Genomic DNA, 18,512 nt, shown 5'->3' on the forward strand with positions numbered 1-18,512 from the left:
GGACGCGAATTGGTTCGAACCGGATGCTTGTCGGTTCAGACCAAAAGGGCGGGACCAACCAGATAGTTTTCAGCCTTGTCCGATACACCATACCCGATCGATCTCGACAGCATTCGCGGCGCGTTTCCGCCGGGCATCGAAGCGCCGCCTTTGTTGGTGGATTTTGCCGGCTGGCTGAACGGACGCCCCTGGGGCAGCGTCGGCTGCTTCTCGCTGCAGGGCCAATTCTCCGACCAGGCTCCCATCTTCGACGGCAGTCCCTTGCGCGACCGTTTCGCGCTGTTCATGCGCCTGCCGGACGGCTCGGCCGTCGGCGGCTGGTACGGCGCCGGTCTCGACCGCGACGATCCGCCGATCGTGGGGCTGGGCTCGGAGGGCGATTATGAGCTGCTCGCGCCGTCCCTGGATGCGCTGCTGACGAAACTGACATCCCAACAATTCGACAAAGCTTGGCATGATCTGCGGCCGCACGACGAGGTCGAGCCTCAGACGGTCGAGCTTGCCCAATGGCTTGCGCGACGGCCCGCTGGCGAGCCTGTTGCGTGCGAGGACGGCGCCTCCGAGCTGCCCGACTTCCGCGGCATCGTCGAGAAATGGAGCCGGGATCGCGAGGAATACTGGGCCAATCATCGCCTGATGGCTGAGCTCGGCTGGCGGCTGGCCGCGCATCTGCCAAAGGGCAGGAACGCCTGGGACAAGACGCATTTCGAGGTCGCGATCGTCGGCAAGCTCTACGAGGCGCGTGTCCTGTCGCGCGGGCCGCAGCCGTTCGAGGAAGCCGCCTCGATCGAATCCCTGCTGCGCGACTTGCGCGAGGAGATGCGCCGCGCGCAGCCCGAGCTCGGACTGTGGTACGCGATGAAATTCGGCCTCTATGCGGATGGCCGCGTCATGCCGAATTTCGAATACGATATGCGCCCGACCATCGAGGGCGCGCCGGCAAAATTGTCCGAGGCTCAGGCCGATCTCGCCCGCGCACCGCGCCCGGAGCGCTGGGTGCCGAAATGGCTGGTTTAAACTGAAGGCAAGTCGAGGTTTGGTCGTGCGTTTCGGTGCCCACCTCTCCCTACGGGAGAGGTGAACCGAGTGGCTCCAGCTGACATTGTCAGAATCCCGCGACGCTGCCGTGCAGATCGTACTGGTCCGCGCGCTCGATCTTCGCGGTGACGATCTCGCCGACGCGGAGCGGACGGCGGCTCGACAGGTACACCGCGCCGTCGATCTCCGGCGCATCGGCCTTGGAGCGGCCCTTTGCGACCGTGGGGCCGACCTCGTCGATGATGATCTGCTGGCGCGTGCCGACCTTGCGCTTCAACCGGCGCGCCGAGATCTTCTGCTGGCGGGCCATCAGCGCGTTGTAGCGCTCCTGCTTGACCTCTTCCGGGACCGGATTTGCGATCGCGTTGGACGTTGCGCCCGCAACCGGCTCGTATTTGAAGCAGCCGAGCCGATCGATCTCGGCCTCATCGAGCCAGTCGAGCAGATAGGCGAAGTCGGAATCGGTCTCGCCGGGGAAGCCGACGATGAAGGTCGAGCGCAACGCGAGGTCGGGGCATTCCTCACGCCAGCGCTTGATCCGCGCCAGCGTCTTGTCCTGCGCCGCCGGGCGCTTCATCGCCTTCAGCACCTCGGGACTTGCATGCTGGAACGGGATGTCGAGATAGGGCAGCACCTTGCCCTCGTTCATCAGCGCGATGACTTCGTCGACGTGCGGGTAGGGGTAGACATACTGCAACCGGACCCAGGCGCCGAGTTCGCCGAGCTCGCGCGCGAGATCGAGGAATTTGGCGCGGACCTGGCGATCCTTCCACGGGCTCTCGGCATATTTGAGATCGACGCCATAGGCCGAGGTGTCCTGCGAGATCACCAGCAATTCCTTGACGCCGGCGCCGACCAGTCGCTCGGCCTCGCGCAGCACGTCGTCGGCCGGACGCGAGACAAGATCGCCGCGCAGCTTCGGGATGATGCAGAAGGTGCAGCGGTTGTTGCAGCCTTCGGAGATCTTCAAGTACGCGTAGTGCCGCGGCGTCAGCTTGATGCCCTGCGGCGGCACCAGGTCGAGATGCGGATTATGCGCCGGCGGCAGCGCGCGATGCACGGCATCGAGCACGCTCTCGTATTGCTGCGGGCCGGTGATCGAGAGCACGCTGGGATAGGCCTGTTCGATCGCTTCCGGCTCCGCGCCCATGCAGCCGGTCACGATCACCTTGCCGTTCTCGGCCATGGCCTCGCCGATCGCCGACAGCGATTCCTGCTTGGCGCTGTCGAGGAAGCCGCAGGTGTTGACGATGACGATGTCGGCCCCGTCATGCTTGCGGGCGAGCTCATAGCCCTCCGCCCGCAGGCGCGTGATAATGCGCTCGGAATCCACCAATGCCTTGGGGCACCCGAGTGATGTGAATGAAATACGCGGCGCTCTTTCCATGTAATCGCCTGGAGCCTGCATCTGAATTGTCTGGATGGCGATCCAACTAATTGATCCGATAGAAAAATTCAACCACTACCCATGTTCCGGCGACGATAAAGTGGGGCTCGTCGCAGCTCCTACCTTGGTCCCATTTACCGGGTTCCAATTCCTGCTCTGAATGCGAACCCGTCGTTTCCGACCGTCCGCGCTGTTCTTGAGCCCAGCGCGCCGGGATCGGACGTGAACAATTTTGGGAGGCGGTCTGTGGCAGCGCGTTCCATGGTTATTTTGGCGGCGTACGTGATCTTCCTCGTGGAGCCTGACGTCGTCGCGGCGCAATCGGACGAGTTCAAGCTTGTGACCCCGCCGCTCAGCATATTCAGGGAGAGTATACGGCCTCCTGCGGCCAACCTGCCGGTGCCGGCGGGATATACGAGGGATGACATTCTGCACGGCGACCGTGTGTTTCACGGAGAGGCCGCGAACGGGCAGTGCAGCGTCTGTCACGGCGTGGATGGCAAGGGAACGCCAAATGGCAACGACCTGACTGCCGGGATGTTCGTTTGGAGCGACGGCAGTGTCAGAGAGCTGAAGCGTACGATATTGCATAACATGGCCGTGGCCCCGGGAATGGATGGCGACCTGAAGCCCGAGGATGTTGATGCAGTAGCAGCCTATGTCTGGGCCATTAGCCATCAGCCCGAGTGAGGCTTCGCCGCATCATTTTGCTTCACGGCGAATGGACCTCAACCTGTGCCCGGCAGAGCTACATGATCCGCTCCGTGCTGCTGTTCGGTATCTCTTCGCATCCGAAAGCCGACATCTTGTCTTGATGCGACGCGCCCTGACGACGGCCGCCTCGGGCGGCATGTTTGCTGGGGATGGATGGCTCAAAGATTTGTTGGCTCAGGCGCAGCCGACCGACACGAAGCTGACCGTAGGCGCAGCCGTTTGATCCATATCTGATCTGCCTGATTGACTGGCCTCGGCTAGTCCCAATTGCCCACAATTACAACCCTTTGCAGGACGTTCCGGCGTGCTATGGATGAATCACCTGCCATGAGTGAGCTATGAGCGCCGAACAGTCGCCCAAAATCGTGATCGTTGACGAAAGCCCGATCCGGGCCGCGATCCTCGAGGAGGGGTTGCGGGAGGCCGGATTTACGCAGGTCGTCCATATCCGCGAGATGCAAAGCCTGCTGGCCCGTATTTATGCGGTGGACCCCGACATCATCCTGATCGATCTGGAAAACCCCAGCCGCGACGTGCTGGAGGCGATGTTCCAGGTCAGCCGCGCCGTGAAGCGACCGATTGCCATGTTCGTCGATCAGAGCGATTCAGCCTCGATCCAGGCCTCGGTCGAAGCGGGGGTGTCCGCGTACATCGTTGACGGGCTGAAAAAGGAGCGCATCAAGCCGATCCTCGACCTCTGCGTGTCCCGCTTCAACGCCTTCGCCAAGCTCCAGGAGGAGCTGGAGCGAACCAAGTCGCAGCTCGAGGATCGCAAGATCATCGAGAAGGCCAAGGGTATCCTGATGAAGGTCAAGGGCCTTACAGAGGACGAGGCCTATGTGCTGCTGCGCTCCACAGCCATGCGCGAGAAGAAGAAAATCGGCGAGATCGCTCAATCGATCATCACCGCGTCGGAGATGCTGAAATGAACGCGACCCTCCGCATCGGGTTCATCCCGCTGGTCGATGCCGCCGCCCTGATCGTCGCCGTCGACAAGGGATTTGCCGCGGCCGAAGGGCTCGAGGTCGAGCTGGTGCGCGAAGTCTCGTGGTCCAACGTCCGCGACAAGCTGAACATCGGGCTGTTCGATGCCGCGCATCTGCTCGCGCCGGTTGCGATCGCATCCTCGCTCGGGCTCGGCCACGTCAAGGTGCCGATCGCAGCCCCCTTCAATCTCGGCATCAACGGCAACGCAATCACGGTCTCGCCGGCGCTGCATGCCGCGCTGATGGAGGAGATCGACGGAGACCGCTTCGATCCGCTGGTCACGGCAAGGGCACTCGCGAAGGTCGTGGCCAAGCGGCGCAAGGCGGGCGCCGATCCGCTGACCTTCGGCATGACGTTCCCATTCTCGACCCACAATTACCAATTGCGATTCTGGATGGCGGCGGCCGGTGTCGATCCCGATGAGGACGTGCGTCTGGTGGTGCTGCCGCCGCCCTACATGGTGGACAGCCTCGCCAATGGCCATGTCGACGCCTTCTGCGTCGGAGCGCCCTGGAATTCGGTCGCGGTCGATCTCGGCATCGGCCACATCCTGCACTTCGTCTCCGACATCCTGGTGCGCGCGGCGGAGAAGGTGCTGGCGGTTCGGCAGGTCTGGGCCGACAAGCACCCCGACGTTGTCGCGGCGCTGGTGCGTGCGGCCGTGAAGGGCGCCCAGTTCATCGAGAGCCCGGAGAACCTGACCGAGGCGGCGCAGATCCTGGCACGGCCCGAGCGGATTGGTGTCGATGCCGAGGTGATCCAGCGCTCGCTGACCGGGCACCTGAAGATCTCGCCCGAGGGCGCGGTGCGCGAGAGCGGCCGTTATCTCCTGGTCGGACGCGAAGGGGCAGGGCGTCCGGACCCGGTCCAGGCTGCCTGGCTCTATGCGCAGATGGTGCGCTGGGGGCAGACCGCACTGAGCGCTGAAGCACTCAAGACCGCCATGGCCGTATTCCGGGCGGACCTTTACGATGCCGCCCTCGGGCGCAGTGGAGACGACCAGACCAGCGCCCCATTCGGCGCCTTTGCGGGACCGGCTTTTGATCCCCGGGATCTCGGTGGCTATCTCGCCTCGTTCGAGGTGGGACGGGGCGCTCTTTAGTGTCTGCCTAAAAAATAGCCATTCTGATTCGAAGCTCAAGTTTTGGGCCGTTGCTGCCCGAAGCAGCATGAACCTGAATCCACTTCATGCGCCGCACCTAAATCTAAGTCGCTGATTTCAGGTGATTTTGCAGTTTTTGCTGCGTTGGCACACTCCTTGAATAGGGAGAACCCAGGCCGCCCGGCGTGGGCGCTGGCGGCTCCAAGTCCATGGTGGATTTCCGCAGCAACGAGGCTGATCGGATCGCCCAGGGTTCCGGCCAAGGCGCATGCCTGCCGCCGGCTCCCAGCGATCAACGTCCGTTCAACCCGTTGACGCCGCCTCTCGCGCGGCAAGCTGGAGCTTCGATATGGATTACGCGAAACCCTCTGATGTTGTGGCCTCGATGGTCGATGCCAGCCTGAAGAAGCTGGCGCTCGCCCCGCGCGACATCATGATCCGCGGCGCAATTTCCGGCGCGCTTCTGGGTGCGGCCACGACGCTCGCCCTGACCGGCGCGGTGACGACGGGGCAGCCCATCGTCGGCGCGCTGATCTTTCCGGTCAGCCTCGTGATGATCGTGCTCCTCGGTCTCGAGCTCGTCACCGGAAGCTTCGCCATCGTGCCGCTGGCCCGCCTCGAGGGCAAGGCGAGCTGGAATGCGGTCATCGCCAACTGGTCCTGGGTCTTCGTCGCCAACCTGGTCGGCAGCATCGCTGTCGGTGCACTGATCGCGATCTCGCTCACCAACATGGGCAAGCTCGAAGTCGCCGGCGTCGCCGCGCGCATCGTCGCGGTTGCCGAGGCCAAGACGATTGGCAACGCCGCGATCGGTACGGCCGGCATGGTCTCCGTCTTCGTCAAGGCGATGCTCTGCAACTGGCTGGTCTGCCTCGGCGTCGTCATGGCGATGACCTCGACCTCCACGGTCGGCAAGATCACGGCGACCTGGCTGCCGATCTTCCTGTTCTTCGCGCTCGGTTACGAGCATGCCGTCGTCAATATGTTCGTGATCCCGACCGGCATGATGCTCGGCGCCAAGGTCAGCGTCTCCGATTGGTGGCTGTGGAATCAGATCCCCGTGACGCTCGGCAATCTCGTCGGTGGCTTCGTCTTCACCGGCCTCGCACTCTACACGACGTACAAGCCCGCCAAGCCCTCGGCCGACATGGCGCAGGTTGCGGTCCAGCCAGCAGAGTAGGTCCATTCAGTCCATGAAACTCGATACAGCACCCACGGCCGACTTCTCCGACGAGCAGAAGCGCTATCTCGAAGGTTTCATGTCCGGCATGCAGGTCGGACGTGTCGGGCGCGCTTTCGCAGCAGGTGGCACGCCTGCCGGCGGAGGCGGCGCGCCGTCCGAGCCGACCGGTCCCGACGCTGCGGCGATCAAGGCGCAGGACAAGCTTACGGCGGCGGGCAAGAAGCTCACCGACCAGGAGAAGTTCAAGCGTGAGATGCATCCGTTCGATTCCTATGAACGGTTGAAGGACCAGGCGCGCAACAACGCCAATCCGACGCCGGCGGACAATTTCCGCTGGCGCTATTACGGCATCTTCTGGGTGGCGCCGGCGCAGACCTCCTACATGGCGCGTTTGCGCATTCCCAACGGCATCCTGAAGCATTGGCAGATGTCGGGCCTCGCGGACATCGCCGAAAGCTGTGGCGGCGGCTACACCCATGTGACCACACGCGCCAACTTCCAGATCCGCGAGATCGAGCCGAAGAACGCCGTGGCGCTGATCGAGGGCGTCCAGGACATCGGCCTGTGCTCGCGCGGCGCCGGCGCCGACAACATCCGCAACGTCACGGGCACGCCGACCGCGGGCATCGATCCGCAGGAGCTGCTCGACACGCGCCCCTATGCGCGTGAATGGCACTACCACATCCTCAACGACCGCTCGTTGTTCGGCCTGCCGCGCAAGTTCAACGTCGCCTTCGACGGCGCCGGCAAGATCGCGGCGCTGGAGGAGACCAACGACATCGCCTTCACCGCGGTCGAGGTGAAGGACGGCCATGGCGTCGAGCCCGGGGTCTGGTTCAAGCTCGGCCTCGGCGGCATCACCGGTCACAAGGATTTTGCGAAATACTCCGGCATCGTCGTTCGCCCGGAGGACGCGACCGCCGTCGCCGATGCCATCGTGCGCGTCTTCATCGAGCACGGCGACCGTACCAACCGCACCAAGGCGCGGCTGAAATACGTGCTCGACAACATGGGGCACGACGGCTTCCTCAAGCTGGTCGAGGAGCGCCTCAAGAAGCCGTTCTCGCGCGTGCCGGCCGAAGCGCTGCTGCCGCGTCCCTTGTCCGATCGCATGGCTCATGTCGGCGTGCACAAGCAGAAACAGGCCGGCCTCAACTGGGTCGGCGTGGCGCTGCCGGTCGGCAAGCTCACTTGCGAGCAGATGCGCGGTGTCGCCAAGATCGCGCAGGATCTGGGCGACGGCGATATCCGCCTGACGGTCTGGCAGAACCTGCTGATCTCTGGTGTGCGTGACGAGAACGTCGCGCTCGCCACCGCTGCGGTCGAGAAGCTTGGCCTGGCAACGCAGGTTTCGAACGTCCGCGCCGGCCTGATCGCCTGCACCGGCAACGCCGGGTGCAAGTTCGCGGCCTCCGACACCAAGCGCCACGCTGCCGCGATCGGCGGCTGGTGCGACGAGCGCGTCAATCTCGATACGCCGCTCAACATCCATCTGACCGGCTGCCATCACTCCTGCGCCCAGCACTACATCTCCGACATCGGGCTGATCGCGGCCAAGGTGCCGGGTGCGAGCGAGGACGACCAGGTGGAGGGCTATCATCTCTTCACCGGCGGCGGCTTCGGTCCCGATGCCGATATCGGGCAGGAGGTGTTCCACGACGTGAAGGCAGAGGATGTGCCGAAGACGGTCGAGGGCCTGCTCAAGGCCTATCTCGCCAACCGCACCTCGCCCGAAGAGACGTTCCTGACCTTCTCTCGTCGCCATGACGGTGAAGCCCTGCGCAAACTCGCCGAAGCGGAAGTAGCAGCATGACCCAGATGACCGTGCCTCCCAAGATCGAGATCATTCCGGCCAATGCTCCGTTCACCGAAGGCCAGCGTCTCTGGCTGAACGGGTTTCTCGTCGGCATGTTCGGTCTCGACGGCTCGACGGCGCTGTCGCCGGCTGAGAACGGTGCGGTGCTGGCGCCGCAGGGGGACAGCGACGACGGAGAGGCCCCTTGGCACGATCCGGCGATGCCGATCGCCGATCGCATGAAGCTAGCGGAAGGGCGTCCGCTCCGCCGCCGCATGATGGCGGCGATGGCGCAGCAGGATTGCGGCCAGTGCGGCTACAATTGCGCCGACTATTCCGACTCGATCGCGAACAAGAGCGAAGCGCGCCTCAACCTCTGCGCCCCCGGCGGCAAGGAGACGGCGCGGATGCTCAAGCAGCTCTTCGAGGAGATCGACAAGGCGCCGGCTGCGAAGCCGGCCGGCGCCGCCGCCACGCCCGCTGCAAGTGCGCCGGCTGTGCCGGAAGTGAAGGCCGAGCTCGGCCGTGCCCGCGAAAATCCGGCTGAGGCGACCTTCCTGTCGCGACGCCTGCTCAACAAGGGCGGGTCGGAGAAAGAGACCTATCACGTCGAGTTCGATCTCTCCGACAGCAAGCTCGACTACGTCGTCGGCGACAGCTTTGGCGTGTTCGCACGCAACGACCTCGGCCTCGTCGACCAGATCATCGCGCTGCTCGGCGCCTCCCATACCACCAAGATCAACAGCAAGACGCTGCGCGAGGCGCTGGTCGAGGACGTCTCGCTGTCGCCGGCGCCCGACAAGCTGTTCGAGCTGCTCTCCTTCATCACCGGCGGCGCCCAGCGCGAAAAGGCGAGGGCGCTGGCGCAGGGCGAGGATCCCGATGGCGATGCCGCAACGCTCGATGTGATGGCCGCGCTACAGAAGTTTTCGGGCACGCGGCCGCATCCCGAGGCCTTCGTCGAAGCGCTGGAGCCGCTGCAGCCGCGGCTTTACTCGATCTCCTCGTCGCACAATGCGACGCCCGGCAAGCTGTCGCTGACGGTCGACTCCGTGCGCTACGTCATCGGCAAGCGCAAGCGGCTCGGGGTCGCCTCGACCTTCCTCGGCGAGCGCATCAACGAGGGCGACAAGCTCAAGGTTTACGTGCAGAAGGCACACGGCTTCGGCCTGCCGCAGGATCCGAAGACGCCCGTGATCATGATCGGCCCCGGCACCGGCGTCGCGCCGTTCCGCGCCTTCCTGCTCGACCGCAAGGCGACCGGCGCGCAAGGCAAGAACTGGCTGTTCTTCGGCCACCAGCGCAGCGATTGCGACTTCTTCTATCGCGACGAGCTCAACGCGATGAAGACCTCGGGGCTTCTGACGCGTCTGTCGCTCGCCTGGTCGCGTGACGGCGAGAAGAAGTTCTACGTGCAGGACCGCATGCGCGAGCTCGGCCGCGAGGTCTGGACGTGGCTCGCCGAGGGCGCGCATCTCTACATCTGCGGCGATGCCAAGCGCATGGCCAAGGACGTCGAGCGCGCGCTGGTCGACATCGTCGCCCAGTTCGGTGCGCGCTCGACCGACGAGGCCGTCAGCTTTGTCGCCGATCTCAAGAAGAAGGGACGATTCCAGGCGGACGTGTACTGACCCTTGCTCGGGCTGTCATTCCAGTGTCATCCGAGCCGGTTCCATCTGGCTCGGAATTTAACGAATAAGATTCTCTGAACCCGGGCCTCGGAAGAATTTGTGCCTGCGAGGCGCGGTCTTGAGAGAAGCGCATCGCTATTTCCGCGGCCGTCTTGTCCGCCACCCCGGTCGATCCCTCATAATCCCGCACATGGGGCGTTGGAGATCGACCATGCGCGAACTATCGGCGGAAGCCAGGCTGCACTTCTACGCGCGCTCGCTCTCGCGGCGGACGGTCGCGAACGCCCATCACATCGGGCTCTACAGCGCTTTCGCCGTCATCGCCGCGATCGTGTTCGGCACGCTGTCGGTGCACCCGTTCTAGGTTGTCGTTCCGGGGCGGCGGAGCCGAACCCGGAACCTCGAGATTCTCGGGTGCGCAATTTCGCACCATAGTCCGATGCTTTCGCATCACCCCGGAATGACGATAGACCTCACCCGCGCTTGAACGGCGCGACCTCGATGCCTGCATCCTTCAACGCCTGACGCAAGGTCCGCGCGATCTCGACCGCGCCGTGCGTGTCGCCATGGATGCACACCGTGTCCGTGCGCATCTTGATGACCTTGCCGGTCACCGACACCACCGCGCCATCCTGCACCATCCGCACCACGCGATCGGCGATCGCCTTGGCATCGTGCAGCACGGCACCGGGCTTCTTGCGCGAGACCAGATTGCCGTTGTCCTCGTAGGCGCGGTCGGCGAATACCTCGTGCACCATCGGCAGGTTCGCCTCTTCGCCGGCCTTCACCAGCTTCGAATTGGCGAGCACGACGAAGATCAGGCTGGGGTCCACCGCCCTGATGCCGGCGGCGATCGCCTTCGCCGTCATGTCGTCCTCGCAGGCCACGTTGGAGAGTGCGCCATGCGCCTTCACATGCGTGACCTTGTGGCCGGCTGCCGTTGCGATCGCCTGCAGCGCGCCGATCTGATAGGCGACGAGGTTCTCGATCTCGGAGGATTTCAGGCCGGCGATCGGGTGCCGGCCGAAGCCGTGCAGGTCCCGGTAGCCCGGATGCGCGCCGACCGAGACGCCACGCGCCTTTGCGAGCTCAACCGTCCGCCGCATGATGTCGGGATCGCCGGCATGGAAGCCGCAGGCGACGTTGACCGAGCTTGCGAGTTCGATCATCGCGGCATCGTTGCCCATCTCCCACGCGCCAAAACCTTCGCCGAGGTCGCAATTGAGATCGATCGTCTTCATGGTTGCTCTCCGCCTTTGGTCTTGTTGTCTACGGCTCGGCCGTGACCTGCCACGTCCCGGCATCCATGGCGCTCACCGCATAGCCCGCGACATTGGCATCGCTCAGTGCGTCGATGTTGAGCTCGACGGTGTCGGAGGAGCGCAGACGATCGGGCAACGTACGGATCATTTGCTGGAATTTGCGCGCCTCGTCCTGCGCCTCGGCCATGGTGACGGCCTTGAAGCGGAATGACGTTCCGGCCGAGGTCTGGGCGAGGCGACCGACATCGGCCGTGATCACGGTTGCGATCTTGGGATAGCCGCCGCTGGTGCCGCGGTCCATCATTAGTGCGATCGGCGCACCATTGCCGGGCACCTGGATGCTGCCGTTGACGGTGCCGTCGGAGACGATGTTGTGGCCGTGCAGGTGCTTGATCGCGGGGCCTTCGAGCCGGTAGCCCATGCGGTCGGAGGTCGCCGAGATCTTCCAGTCGCTGTCGAGGAACAATGCCTTGTTGGCGTCGTCGAACTCGTCGTCTTGCGGGCCCAGCACGACGCGGATCGGCCCGCTCACCGGCTTCGGCAGCTCGATGCGCAGCTCGGGCGCGCCGCTCGCGGCATCGACGGTGAATTCATCGCCGGCCTGAAGCGGGCGCGGGTAGGGGCTGCCGAGACCGGCGCGCGCATTCACCGCGAGGCTGCCGAACACCAGCTCGCCCTTGATGGCGCCTTCGATCGCGAGATACGTGAACGCACCGCCTCGCGCGAAACCGAGCGTGAGCGTCTCGCCGTCCTTCAGCGTGATGGATGTGTCCATCGCCACGGGTTTCCCGGCGATGTCGGCATTGCGCGGCGCGCCGGCGATTGCGACGCGCACCGCGCCGTCCTTGGCCGTGAACGTGGCGCCGAACGGGCCGACCTCGACAGCGGCTGCGAACGGCTCGTTACCGACCAGCGTGTTCGCTGCGGCCAGCGCCAGCCGGTCCATGGCGCCGCTCACCGTCAGGCCATAGCGCTGCGCACCGTGCCGTCCGCCGTCCTGGACGGAGCTCGCAGGCCCGATGCTGGCGACGATGAGCCGGCTCATGCGTCGACCCGCTCGGCAATGATCTCGCCGGCTTCGGCGGCGCGGTCCTGCTCCTCGAACGTCTTGTGGTCGATGGGGAAAAACGTCACGCGATCACCGGGGTCGGTGAGGAAGGTCGGGTTACGGTGGAGCTGATAGGTGCGCACCGGCGTGCGGCCGAGCAGGTGCCAGCCGCTGGGCGCGGCAAGGCACTGGATGCCGGCCTGGATGCCGCCGATCGAGATCGTGCCAGCGGGCGTGAACAGCCGCGGGCTCTGCCGTCGCGACATGTGCAGGGATTTGTCGAGGCCGCTGAGATAGGACCAGCCGGGCGTGAAGCCGATCATGGCGACGCGATAGTCGCCGCCGGCGTGGCGGGCGACGATGTCGTCGGGCGTGGTGTTCAGCGCTTTCGCGACATCCTCGAGGTCGATGCCGTGCTCGCCGCCATAGGCGACGGGAATGCGCCACCGCCGCGCTTTGGTGCTCGCAGGCAGCGGCTGGCCGGCGATCGCGAGCAATTTTTCGCCGAGTGCGTCGAAGCCGATCTTGCCGGGATCGTAATGCACCAGCAACGAACGATAGGTCGGGATGGTCTCGGAGATGCCGTCGATGGGCGCGGCGGCGAGCGCCTTGTCGAGCGCGAGCACGCGCTCATTGGCGGCGTCGTCGATGGTGCGGCTGAACTCGACCGTGACGGCGCTGTCGCCACTGGGCAGAAGGCGGGGCGGGGGGAGCGTCGCGGCCATGAGATGTCGAATTCGGGCCTTTGGAAATGCGCGGGCTCGACCTTGAGTTCCGCCTTGTCCCTGCTTCGCGTAAATGCGCCCGCAAGTCCAATAAATTAATCCCGGGGGTGGCGATAAAGCCTTGTTATCGTGGTGCATAACAGCCCGGCAGGGCCGCGTTCTCGTCAGGGCTTTGGGCCTTGACGGCAAGCGTCCGGCTCGCAAGATGCGCGCGTTCTTTCCCGCACCTCGGAGCTCGTTCTCGTCCATGTCGCTGTCCCCCGAAGCCCGCAAGACCCTCGCCGGCATCACCACTGCCACCATCACCACGGTCCTGCTGAAGAAGGGCCTGCGCAATGTGTGGATGCGCGGCGCGCGTCCGCTGCGCCCGGGCCTGCCGCGGCTGGTCGGACCCGCCTTCACGCTGCGCTTCGTGCCCGCGCGCGAGGACCTGGCGACGCCGGAATCCTGGTCGTCGCCGATCTCGACGCGCACCGCGATCGAGGCGATGCCTGATGGTTGCATCGCGGTAGTCGACGCCATGGGCATCACCGACGCCGGCATCTTCGGCGACATTCTCTGCGCCCGCATGGTGAAGCGCGGTGTCACCGCGCTCGTCACCGACGGTGTGGTGCGTGACGTCGAGGGCGTGCTCGGCACCAATCTGCCGGTGTGGTGCGACGGCTATGCCGCGCCGCCTTCCGTGGCCGGCCTGACTTTCGTCGGCTGGGGCGAGCCGATCGGTTGCGGCGGCGTCGCCGTGTTCCCGAACGACATCGTCGTCGCCGATCAGGACGGCTGCGTGCTGATCCCGCAGGCGATGCTCGAGCACGTCCTCAATGAAGGCGTCGAGCAGGAGCGCATGGAAGCCTGGATCGTCAACGAGGTGAACAACGGTGCCGTGCTGCCGGGCCTCTATCCCATGAACGCCGAAACCAAGGCGCGCTACGCCGCCAGCAAGAAGTAACAGGAAACGAGGTACTCCATGGATATCACGCTCGCCGGTGCGCGGCCGACCCGCCGCGCGCCCAAGGAACACTTCACCGGCACGGTGCTGCAGGATCCCATCAACATGGCGCCCGCGCCGGCGCGGTTGAATGTCTCGCGCGTCTCGTTCGAGCCGGGCGCCCGCACCAACTGGCACCATCATCCGCTCGGGCAGACGCTCTACGTGATTTCGGGCGTCGGCCGCGTCCAGACCAAGGGCGGTCCGGTCCAGGAGATCCGTCCCGGCGACACCGTCTGGATCCCGCCGGGCGAACTGCACTGGCATGGCGCCTCGCCGGGCAACAGCATGTGCCATATCGCGATGCAGGAAGCGTTGGACGGCGTGTTCTCGACCTGGCTGGAGCCGGTGACGGACGCCGAATATAACGCGCCGCTCGGCTAGCCAGCGGCCTCTCTGACAAGACGCATCGCCCTTGGGCGGTGCGTCTCTCATTCTCGGCTTGGAGCTACAACCGCTCCGCCGTCCACGTGCCCGAGCACAGGGCGCCGCGCCAGGTGCCGGAGCCCGAGGTGCCGCTGAGGCGCCCGAAGCCGACGGCGTGCTTGATGCCCGTGCTCAGGCTGACATTGATCGCGCCGGCGTCCGCGACGCGGCCCGACGCGGTTACCGCGGCGCTGCTCGAGGCGATCTGACCGTTGCTGATGCCGATCGCGACGGTCGCGCCGTTGCCGCAGGTCTCGCTCGATGACGAGATGCGGACGTTCCATGTGCCGTCGAAAGTCGAGCCCGCGGCATCCGCCTGCGTGAGCGGGAAGGCGATCGCGACAATGGCGGCGAAGAGTCCTTTGCAAAATCCGTTCATGACACGCCCCTTGGGGTTGACCATGCGGGGATCGTGTCATGGGCGCGGAAGGAGCGATGTGAGGACTATCACGCGTGCGAGATGCTCTGTGAGGTGACGCACGTCGCAGGGATAGCGCGGAGCAAACGCAAAGGGCCCGGATCACGGGCCCCTTGTCCGTCTCGCTACGTTGCGTTCGATCCTAGTTCACGCGCGTCCAGGTCTGGCCGCCGCAGAACATGCCGCCGAAGGCGCAGCCCTGCACGCGCAGGCGGTCCGTGCCCTTCAGGGTAATGGTCGAATCGTAGGTCGAGCCGGAGTTGGGATCGAGGATGCGCCCGGACCATTTCTGGTCCTTGCCGGGCTTCATGTTGATCAAGACCTGTTCGCCGTTCTGGTTCGATTTGCTGTCGACCGAATAGCCGCAGAGGTTATTGCCGCACTGCTCGATGCGAACCTTGCCTTCCTTCTCCTCGGTGAGCCAGACGCCGAGCGGCGAGGTGAGATCGCGCGCAGGCCCGGCGGCAGGCGGCGGCGGTGCGACGGCGGCGGACTGAACGGGAGCGGGAGCGGCCGCCGGCGCAGGTGGCGGAAGCGGAGCCGGCGGCGCGGCTGCAACGGTCGGAGCTGGCGGGGGAGGCGGTGCGGGCGGCACCGCGGCCACCGTCGGGGCAGCGCTCGGCGCCGGTTGAGGCGGCGGCACCATCGCGTCTTCGGCCGGCGCGTTGTTGGCGGTTGTGGCCGGAGGCGGCGCTGGCGGGGGCAGCGGAGCAGGAGGCGGTGCCGCGGCTGCGGGGGCGGGAGCAGCAGGCGCTTGTTCTGCCGCGGACGGGGCTGCCACAGGCGCGGGGGCCGGCGCTGGCGCGGCCGGTGCTTGCGGATCGGACTTGGCCTGTTGTGGGGCCTGCTGGTCCGGCTTGGTATCGTTCTTCTTGGCCTTCTTGGCCTTGCCCTGACCGGTGTTGTCGTAAACGCCGGGAATCTGCACCGTGCCGCGGTCCGGATCGATGCGGATGGTGCGCCCGCCATATTCGAAAGTGTACTGCGCTTGTGCTGCGGTGCTCGCCAAAAGGAATGCGGCCGTGGCCAACAGCTTCCTCATTTCCATCTCCCGAACAGGTGGTCCCCGCACCGACGCTTACGCTCCGGTCCGATCGCGAAAAGTGATCTAGATCACTGTCACGGTATGAGTCGTCTGCCGGCGGTTCAGGGTTCAATAACGCGAAACTCGGTCCAGAGTTGGACGCGCGGTTGCGACCAGCCGCCGCGCTTCGTCCAGCTACTTCTCCGCGCAGCCTGAATCCGCGGCCTGCTCGGCGCGGGAGAGGGCCGCCGCGTTGGCCTTGTCGGTGTGGATCTCGACCGCGCCAACAAGACAGGCCTTCTCGCCATTGATCGCGAACACCTTGAGCTCCTGGACCTCGCGCTCGTCGTCACCGACCCGGCTCCAGGCGCGTATGATCGCGGCCCTGGGCGCACCGGCGCGCATGATCCACTGCACCTTGTCGCCAAAGGCCTTGCCGGCGCCGCGCCATTGCGCCGTCGGTCCCTGCAGCTTTTCGATCGATCGCCTGGGGGCGATCGTGAGTGACACGATATTGCCCTCGTCGGCGAAGCGCACCACGTAGCCGGCCGGGCCGGGGCAGGTCCACAGCCCGAACCCTTCCTTGGATTGATCCCTGCAGGCGGGGCCGGTCGCCGGCGTGAAGGGCGCCTGTCCGGATGCGTTACCAGCCCCGGCCACCGCGAGCGCGATCGCCAACGCGATCATCAGCCGCATGCTAGTCGAACCAGGCGGCGTAGATCTTCTTGTAGCTGCCGTCCTCCATGGAGAGGTGCAGCCATTGATCGACGAAGGCTTTCAGCGCCGTGTCGCGCTGGAGCCAGTAGGCCTTCTCCGAGAAGTCGAACGGTTTGTCCGGGTGCACCGCGCAGAGCACGCCTGAGTGCTGCTTTTGCTGGTAGCGGGTCTCGGAGGCGTCCGTCATCATCAGATCGGCATTGCCCTTGGCGATCTCGTCAAAGATCGCGGTGTTGTCGGGGAAGACGGTGATGTCGGCATCCTTGACGTTGGCGCGCGCGAAACGCTCGTTGGTCCCGCCGGGATTGACGATGACCCGGGTGCCCTTCTTGTCGATGTCGGGAAGCGTCTGATACTTGCCGACGTCGGCGCAGCGCGCGATCGGCGTCTTGCCCTCGCGCATGATCGGGATCGAGAAGAATCCCTTCTTCTGGCGGTCGAGCGTGACCGAGACGCCGCCCATGGCGATGTCGAACTGGTCAGCCTCAAAATCCTTCATCAGCTTCGGCCAGGCCGTCGGCACGAACTCGACCTTGACGCCGAGCGCCTTGCCCAACGCCTCGGCCATGTCGACGTCGAAACCGGAGAACTGCTGCGTGGCCTTGTCCAGATAGGTGAAGGGCTTGTAGTCGCCGGTCATGCCGACGCGCAATGTGCCGCGCTTGATGATCTCGTCGAGGCGCGAAGGGGCCGCCTGCTGTGCGTAAGCCGAGAGGTTTGCCAGCAACATCACGGCCAAAGCCGCCAAGATCCGAACAGTCACTCGAACGATCATCTCTTTTCCACCCAAGTCTTTTCCACTCATGCCCAAGCTGTCATTGTGCAGCCGTAAGACGTGGATTTAGACCAGATGCCAGTTTCTGGCGAGGCGGAATTGAAAGGAATCTTGGCGTGACGATCTCGATGTACGAGGCCTCGGTGGGCCTCTTCGTGCCTTACCTGCGCAATCTGTCCGTCCTGCTCGACAAGGGCGTTGCCTATGCCGAGACCCGCAAGTTCAATCCTGCGGTCCTGCTCGGCATGCGCATGGCGCCGAACATGTACGATCTAGCCCAGCAGGTCGGCGAAGCCTGCCGCCATGCCACTGTCGCTCCGGCCTTGCTGGCCCAGTGCGAACCGGTCGCGCTGCCGCCGCTGGAGCACGACATGGCCGGGCTTCAGGCGCGGATCGCCACCTCGATCGAATTCATTGAAAGCCTGCCGCGCGCCGAGATCGATGCGGCTGCCGAGCTGAAGGTGTTCTTCAGGCTCAAGAACGGGACCGAGCTGCCCTTTACCGGGCGGACGCTGCTGCTCACCAACAGCGTCCCGCAATTCTTCTTTCACGTCACGACCGCGTACGACTTGCTACGGCACGCCGGCGTCGAGCTCGTGAAGAAGGATTTTTTGGGCCGCAAGTAATTGGCGGGCCCGATGTACACCTCTCCCGTCGGGAGAGGTGCACGGAGACCTCCTGCCAGTGTTACGCTTCGCCCTTGCGCTCGTAATCGGCGAGCGAGCTGCGGCCGGCGATCTCGCTGCGGAGCAGCTCGAAGCGCCGACGGGCCTCATCCTCGTGCTCGTCGACGAAGCGTACGGCGGCCTCGCTCGTCATCGGGCCGCTGACCACGGGGGCCGACTGCTCGCCGATGGTCTCGTGAACGTAGTACTGGCGGTCGTCGCCCCGATGCACCGTCCATTTCAGGCGGATCGCGACCATCGGTCCGGGGCCGACCTTGCTGTAGCCGTCAGCGTCGGTGTGGTCCGGCACCAGCGGCTGCTCCTCGATCATCGGATGCTCGTCAGCGACCGGTTGCTCGTCAACCGCATGATGTTCTTCGACGACCGGCTGCTCACCAACGACGACGATCTCGGTCTCGCGGATGATCTCGGTTTCGCGGACAACCAGGGCCGGCTCGGGGTGCTCCAAAATGCTGGCGATGGTCGCCAGCGCGTGGTCGGTCGGGTCGATCTCTGACAAGGGTCCATCCTCCAGCTCGACGCGGCCGGCAAAGTCTGTCCCACTGCCGCCGCGGCCGGATACATTACGCGGGTTTGATTAAGGCTGAGTTGGGGCCTGATCTGCACCAA

The 18,512-nt window shown here is 65.1% G+C and carries 21 protein-coding genes; 11 read left to right on the top strand and 10 right to left on the bottom strand.

Annotated elements, in window-relative coordinates; genetic code table 11:
- The first annotated feature begins 75 nt into the window (after nt 1-75).
- Entirely contained in the window at nt 76-1,017 is a 942-nt protein-coding gene (locus tag ACWAT4_RS20185; RefSeq protein WP_449727878.1) for a hypothetical protein, read from the top strand.
- 88 nt (nt 1,018-1,105) lie between these two features.
- On the opposite strand, the gene rimO is transcribed toward ACWAT4_RS20185, so the two are convergent.
- Nucleotides 1,106-2,425 (bottom strand): 30S ribosomal protein S12 methylthiotransferase RimO, encoded by a 1,320-nt coding sequence (rimO, locus tag ACWAT4_RS20190; protein ID WP_212302326.1) that lies wholly within the window; start codon nt 2,423-2,425, stop codon nt 1,106-1,108.
- A 246-nt stretch (nt 2,426-2,671) separates the two neighbouring features.
- On the opposite strand from rimO, the gene ACWAT4_RS20195 reads away from it, so the two are divergent.
- The 3 genes from ACWAT4_RS20195 (at nt 2,672) to ACWAT4_RS20205 (ending at nt 5,228) form a co-directional block, all read left to right on the top strand.
- The gene (locus tag ACWAT4_RS20195) at nt 2,672-3,115 is read left to right on the top strand and encodes a c-type cytochrome (protein ID WP_449727879.1); all 444 of its coding nucleotides are present in this window, start codon (nt 2,672-2,674) and stop codon (nt 3,113-3,115) included.
- A gap of 362 nt (nt 3,116-3,477) precedes the next feature.
- Nucleotides 3,478-4,068, top strand: coding sequence for an ANTAR domain-containing response regulator (locus ACWAT4_RS20200; RefSeq protein ID WP_027559205.1), 591 nt, complete (start codon nt 3,478-3,480; stop codon nt 4,066-4,068).
- A complete protein-coding gene (locus ACWAT4_RS20205) occupies nt 4,065-5,228 on the top strand; it encodes a CmpA/NrtA family ABC transporter substrate-binding protein (protein WP_449727880.1) in 1,164 nt (387 codons plus the stop codon). Before ACWAT4_RS20200 ends, ACWAT4_RS20205 begins: the two co-directional genes overlap by 4 nt.
- Before the next feature lie 35 nt (nt 5,229-5,263).
- Here the strand turns inward: ACWAT4_RS20205 and ACWAT4_RS20210 are convergent, their stop codons facing one another.
- Nucleotides 5,264-5,491, bottom strand: a complete 228-nt coding sequence (locus ACWAT4_RS20210) for a hypothetical protein (protein WP_449727881.1) — start codon at nt 5,489-5,491, stop codon at nt 5,264-5,266.
- A gap of 86 nt (nt 5,492-5,577) precedes the next feature.
- Between ACWAT4_RS20210 and ACWAT4_RS20215 the strand changes: the two genes are divergently transcribed.
- From ACWAT4_RS20215 to ACWAT4_RS20230, 4 genes are all read left to right on the top strand, one after another.
- Complete coding sequence (locus tag ACWAT4_RS20215) at nt 5,578-6,408, top strand: formate/nitrite transporter family protein (RefSeq protein WP_212302322.1); 831 nt, start codon at nt 5,578-5,580, stop codon at nt 6,406-6,408.
- Between the two features lie 13 nt (nt 6,409-6,421).
- A complete protein-coding gene (locus tag ACWAT4_RS20220) occupies nt 6,422-8,224 on the top strand; it encodes a NirA family protein (protein WP_449727882.1) in 1,803 nt (600 codons plus the stop codon).
- Complete coding sequence (locus ACWAT4_RS20225) at nt 8,221-9,837, top strand: sulfite reductase subunit alpha (RefSeq protein WP_212302320.1); 1,617 nt, start codon at nt 8,221-8,223, stop codon at nt 9,835-9,837. The genes ACWAT4_RS20220 and ACWAT4_RS20225 overlap by 4 nt, the downstream gene beginning before the upstream one ends.
- Before the next feature lie 211 nt (nt 9,838-10,048).
- Complete coding sequence (locus ACWAT4_RS20230; RefSeq protein WP_212302319.1) at nt 10,049-10,201, top strand: hypothetical protein; 153 nt, start codon at nt 10,049-10,051, stop codon at nt 10,199-10,201.
- A gap of 109 nt (nt 10,202-10,310) precedes the next feature.
- Here the strand turns inward: ACWAT4_RS20230 and ACWAT4_RS20235 are convergent, their stop codons facing one another.
- The 3 genes from ACWAT4_RS20235 to pxpB are packed head-to-tail and all read right to left on the bottom strand — an operon-like array spanning nt 10,311 to nt 12,872.
- Nucleotides 10,311-11,078: a LamB/YcsF family protein gene (locus ACWAT4_RS20235; RefSeq protein WP_212302318.1), complete on the bottom strand. Its 768-nt coding sequence runs from the start codon at nt 11,076-11,078 to the stop codon at nt 10,311-10,313.
- A 28-nt stretch (nt 11,079-11,106) separates the two neighbouring features.
- Nucleotides 11,107-12,144, bottom strand: coding sequence for a 5-oxoprolinase subunit C family protein (locus ACWAT4_RS20240; protein ID WP_212302317.1), 1,038 nt, complete (start codon nt 12,142-12,144; stop codon nt 11,107-11,109).
- Nucleotides 12,141-12,872, bottom strand: a complete 732-nt coding sequence (gene pxpB, locus ACWAT4_RS20245) for a 5-oxoprolinase subunit PxpB (protein ID WP_449727883.1) — start codon at nt 12,870-12,872, stop codon at nt 12,141-12,143. The genes ACWAT4_RS20240 and pxpB overlap by 4 nt, the downstream gene beginning before the upstream one ends.
- Before the next feature lie 247 nt (nt 12,873-13,119).
- Here pxpB and ACWAT4_RS20250 point away from each other — a divergent pair, with 247 nt between their 5' ends.
- A complete protein-coding gene (locus tag ACWAT4_RS20250; RefSeq protein ID WP_212302315.1) occupies nt 13,120-13,818 on the top strand; it encodes a ribonuclease activity regulator RraA in 699 nt (232 codons plus the stop codon).
- A gap of 18 nt (nt 13,819-13,836) precedes the next feature.
- On the top strand, nt 13,837-14,241 hold the full coding sequence (locus ACWAT4_RS20255) for a (R)-mandelonitrile lyase (protein WP_212424711.1): 405 nt from the start codon (nt 13,837-13,839) through the stop codon (nt 14,239-14,241).
- A gap of 64 nt (nt 14,242-14,305) precedes the next feature.
- Here the strand turns inward: ACWAT4_RS20255 and ACWAT4_RS20260 are convergent, their stop codons facing one another.
- The 4 genes from ACWAT4_RS20260 to ACWAT4_RS20275 form a co-directional block, all read right to left on the bottom strand.
- The gene (locus ACWAT4_RS20260; protein ID WP_212302313.1) at nt 14,306-14,662 is read right to left on the bottom strand and encodes a hypothetical protein; all 357 of its coding nucleotides are present in this window, start codon (nt 14,660-14,662) and stop codon (nt 14,306-14,308) included.
- 181 nt (nt 14,663-14,843) lie between these two features.
- Entirely contained in the window at nt 14,844-15,743 is a 900-nt protein-coding gene (locus ACWAT4_RS20265) for a DUF2147 domain-containing protein (RefSeq protein WP_449727884.1), read from the bottom strand.
- A gap of 177 nt (nt 15,744-15,920) precedes the next feature.
- Nucleotides 15,921-16,421: a hypothetical protein gene (locus ACWAT4_RS20270; protein ID WP_449727885.1), complete on the bottom strand. Its 501-nt coding sequence runs from the start codon at nt 16,419-16,421 to the stop codon at nt 15,921-15,923.
- Between the two features lies 1 nt (nt 16,422).
- A complete protein-coding gene (locus ACWAT4_RS20275) occupies nt 16,423-17,217 on the bottom strand; it encodes a transporter substrate-binding domain-containing protein (RefSeq protein ID WP_212302311.1) in 795 nt (264 codons plus the stop codon).
- Between the two features lie 128 nt (nt 17,218-17,345).
- Here ACWAT4_RS20275 and ACWAT4_RS20280 point away from each other — a divergent pair, with 128 nt between their 5' ends.
- On the top strand, nt 17,346-17,843 hold the full coding sequence (locus ACWAT4_RS20280) for a DUF1993 domain-containing protein (protein ID WP_212302389.1): 498 nt from the start codon (nt 17,346-17,348) through the stop codon (nt 17,841-17,843).
- Nucleotides 17,844-17,904: 61 nt separating this feature from the next.
- On the opposite strand, the gene ACWAT4_RS20285 is transcribed toward ACWAT4_RS20280, so the two are convergent.
- A complete protein-coding gene (locus tag ACWAT4_RS20285; RefSeq protein WP_212424715.1) occupies nt 17,905-18,402 on the bottom strand; it encodes a hypothetical protein in 498 nt (165 codons plus the stop codon).
- Nucleotides 18,403-18,512: the final 110 nt, after the last annotated feature.

This window comes from Bradyrhizobium sp. T-1, from assembly GCF_053592855.1.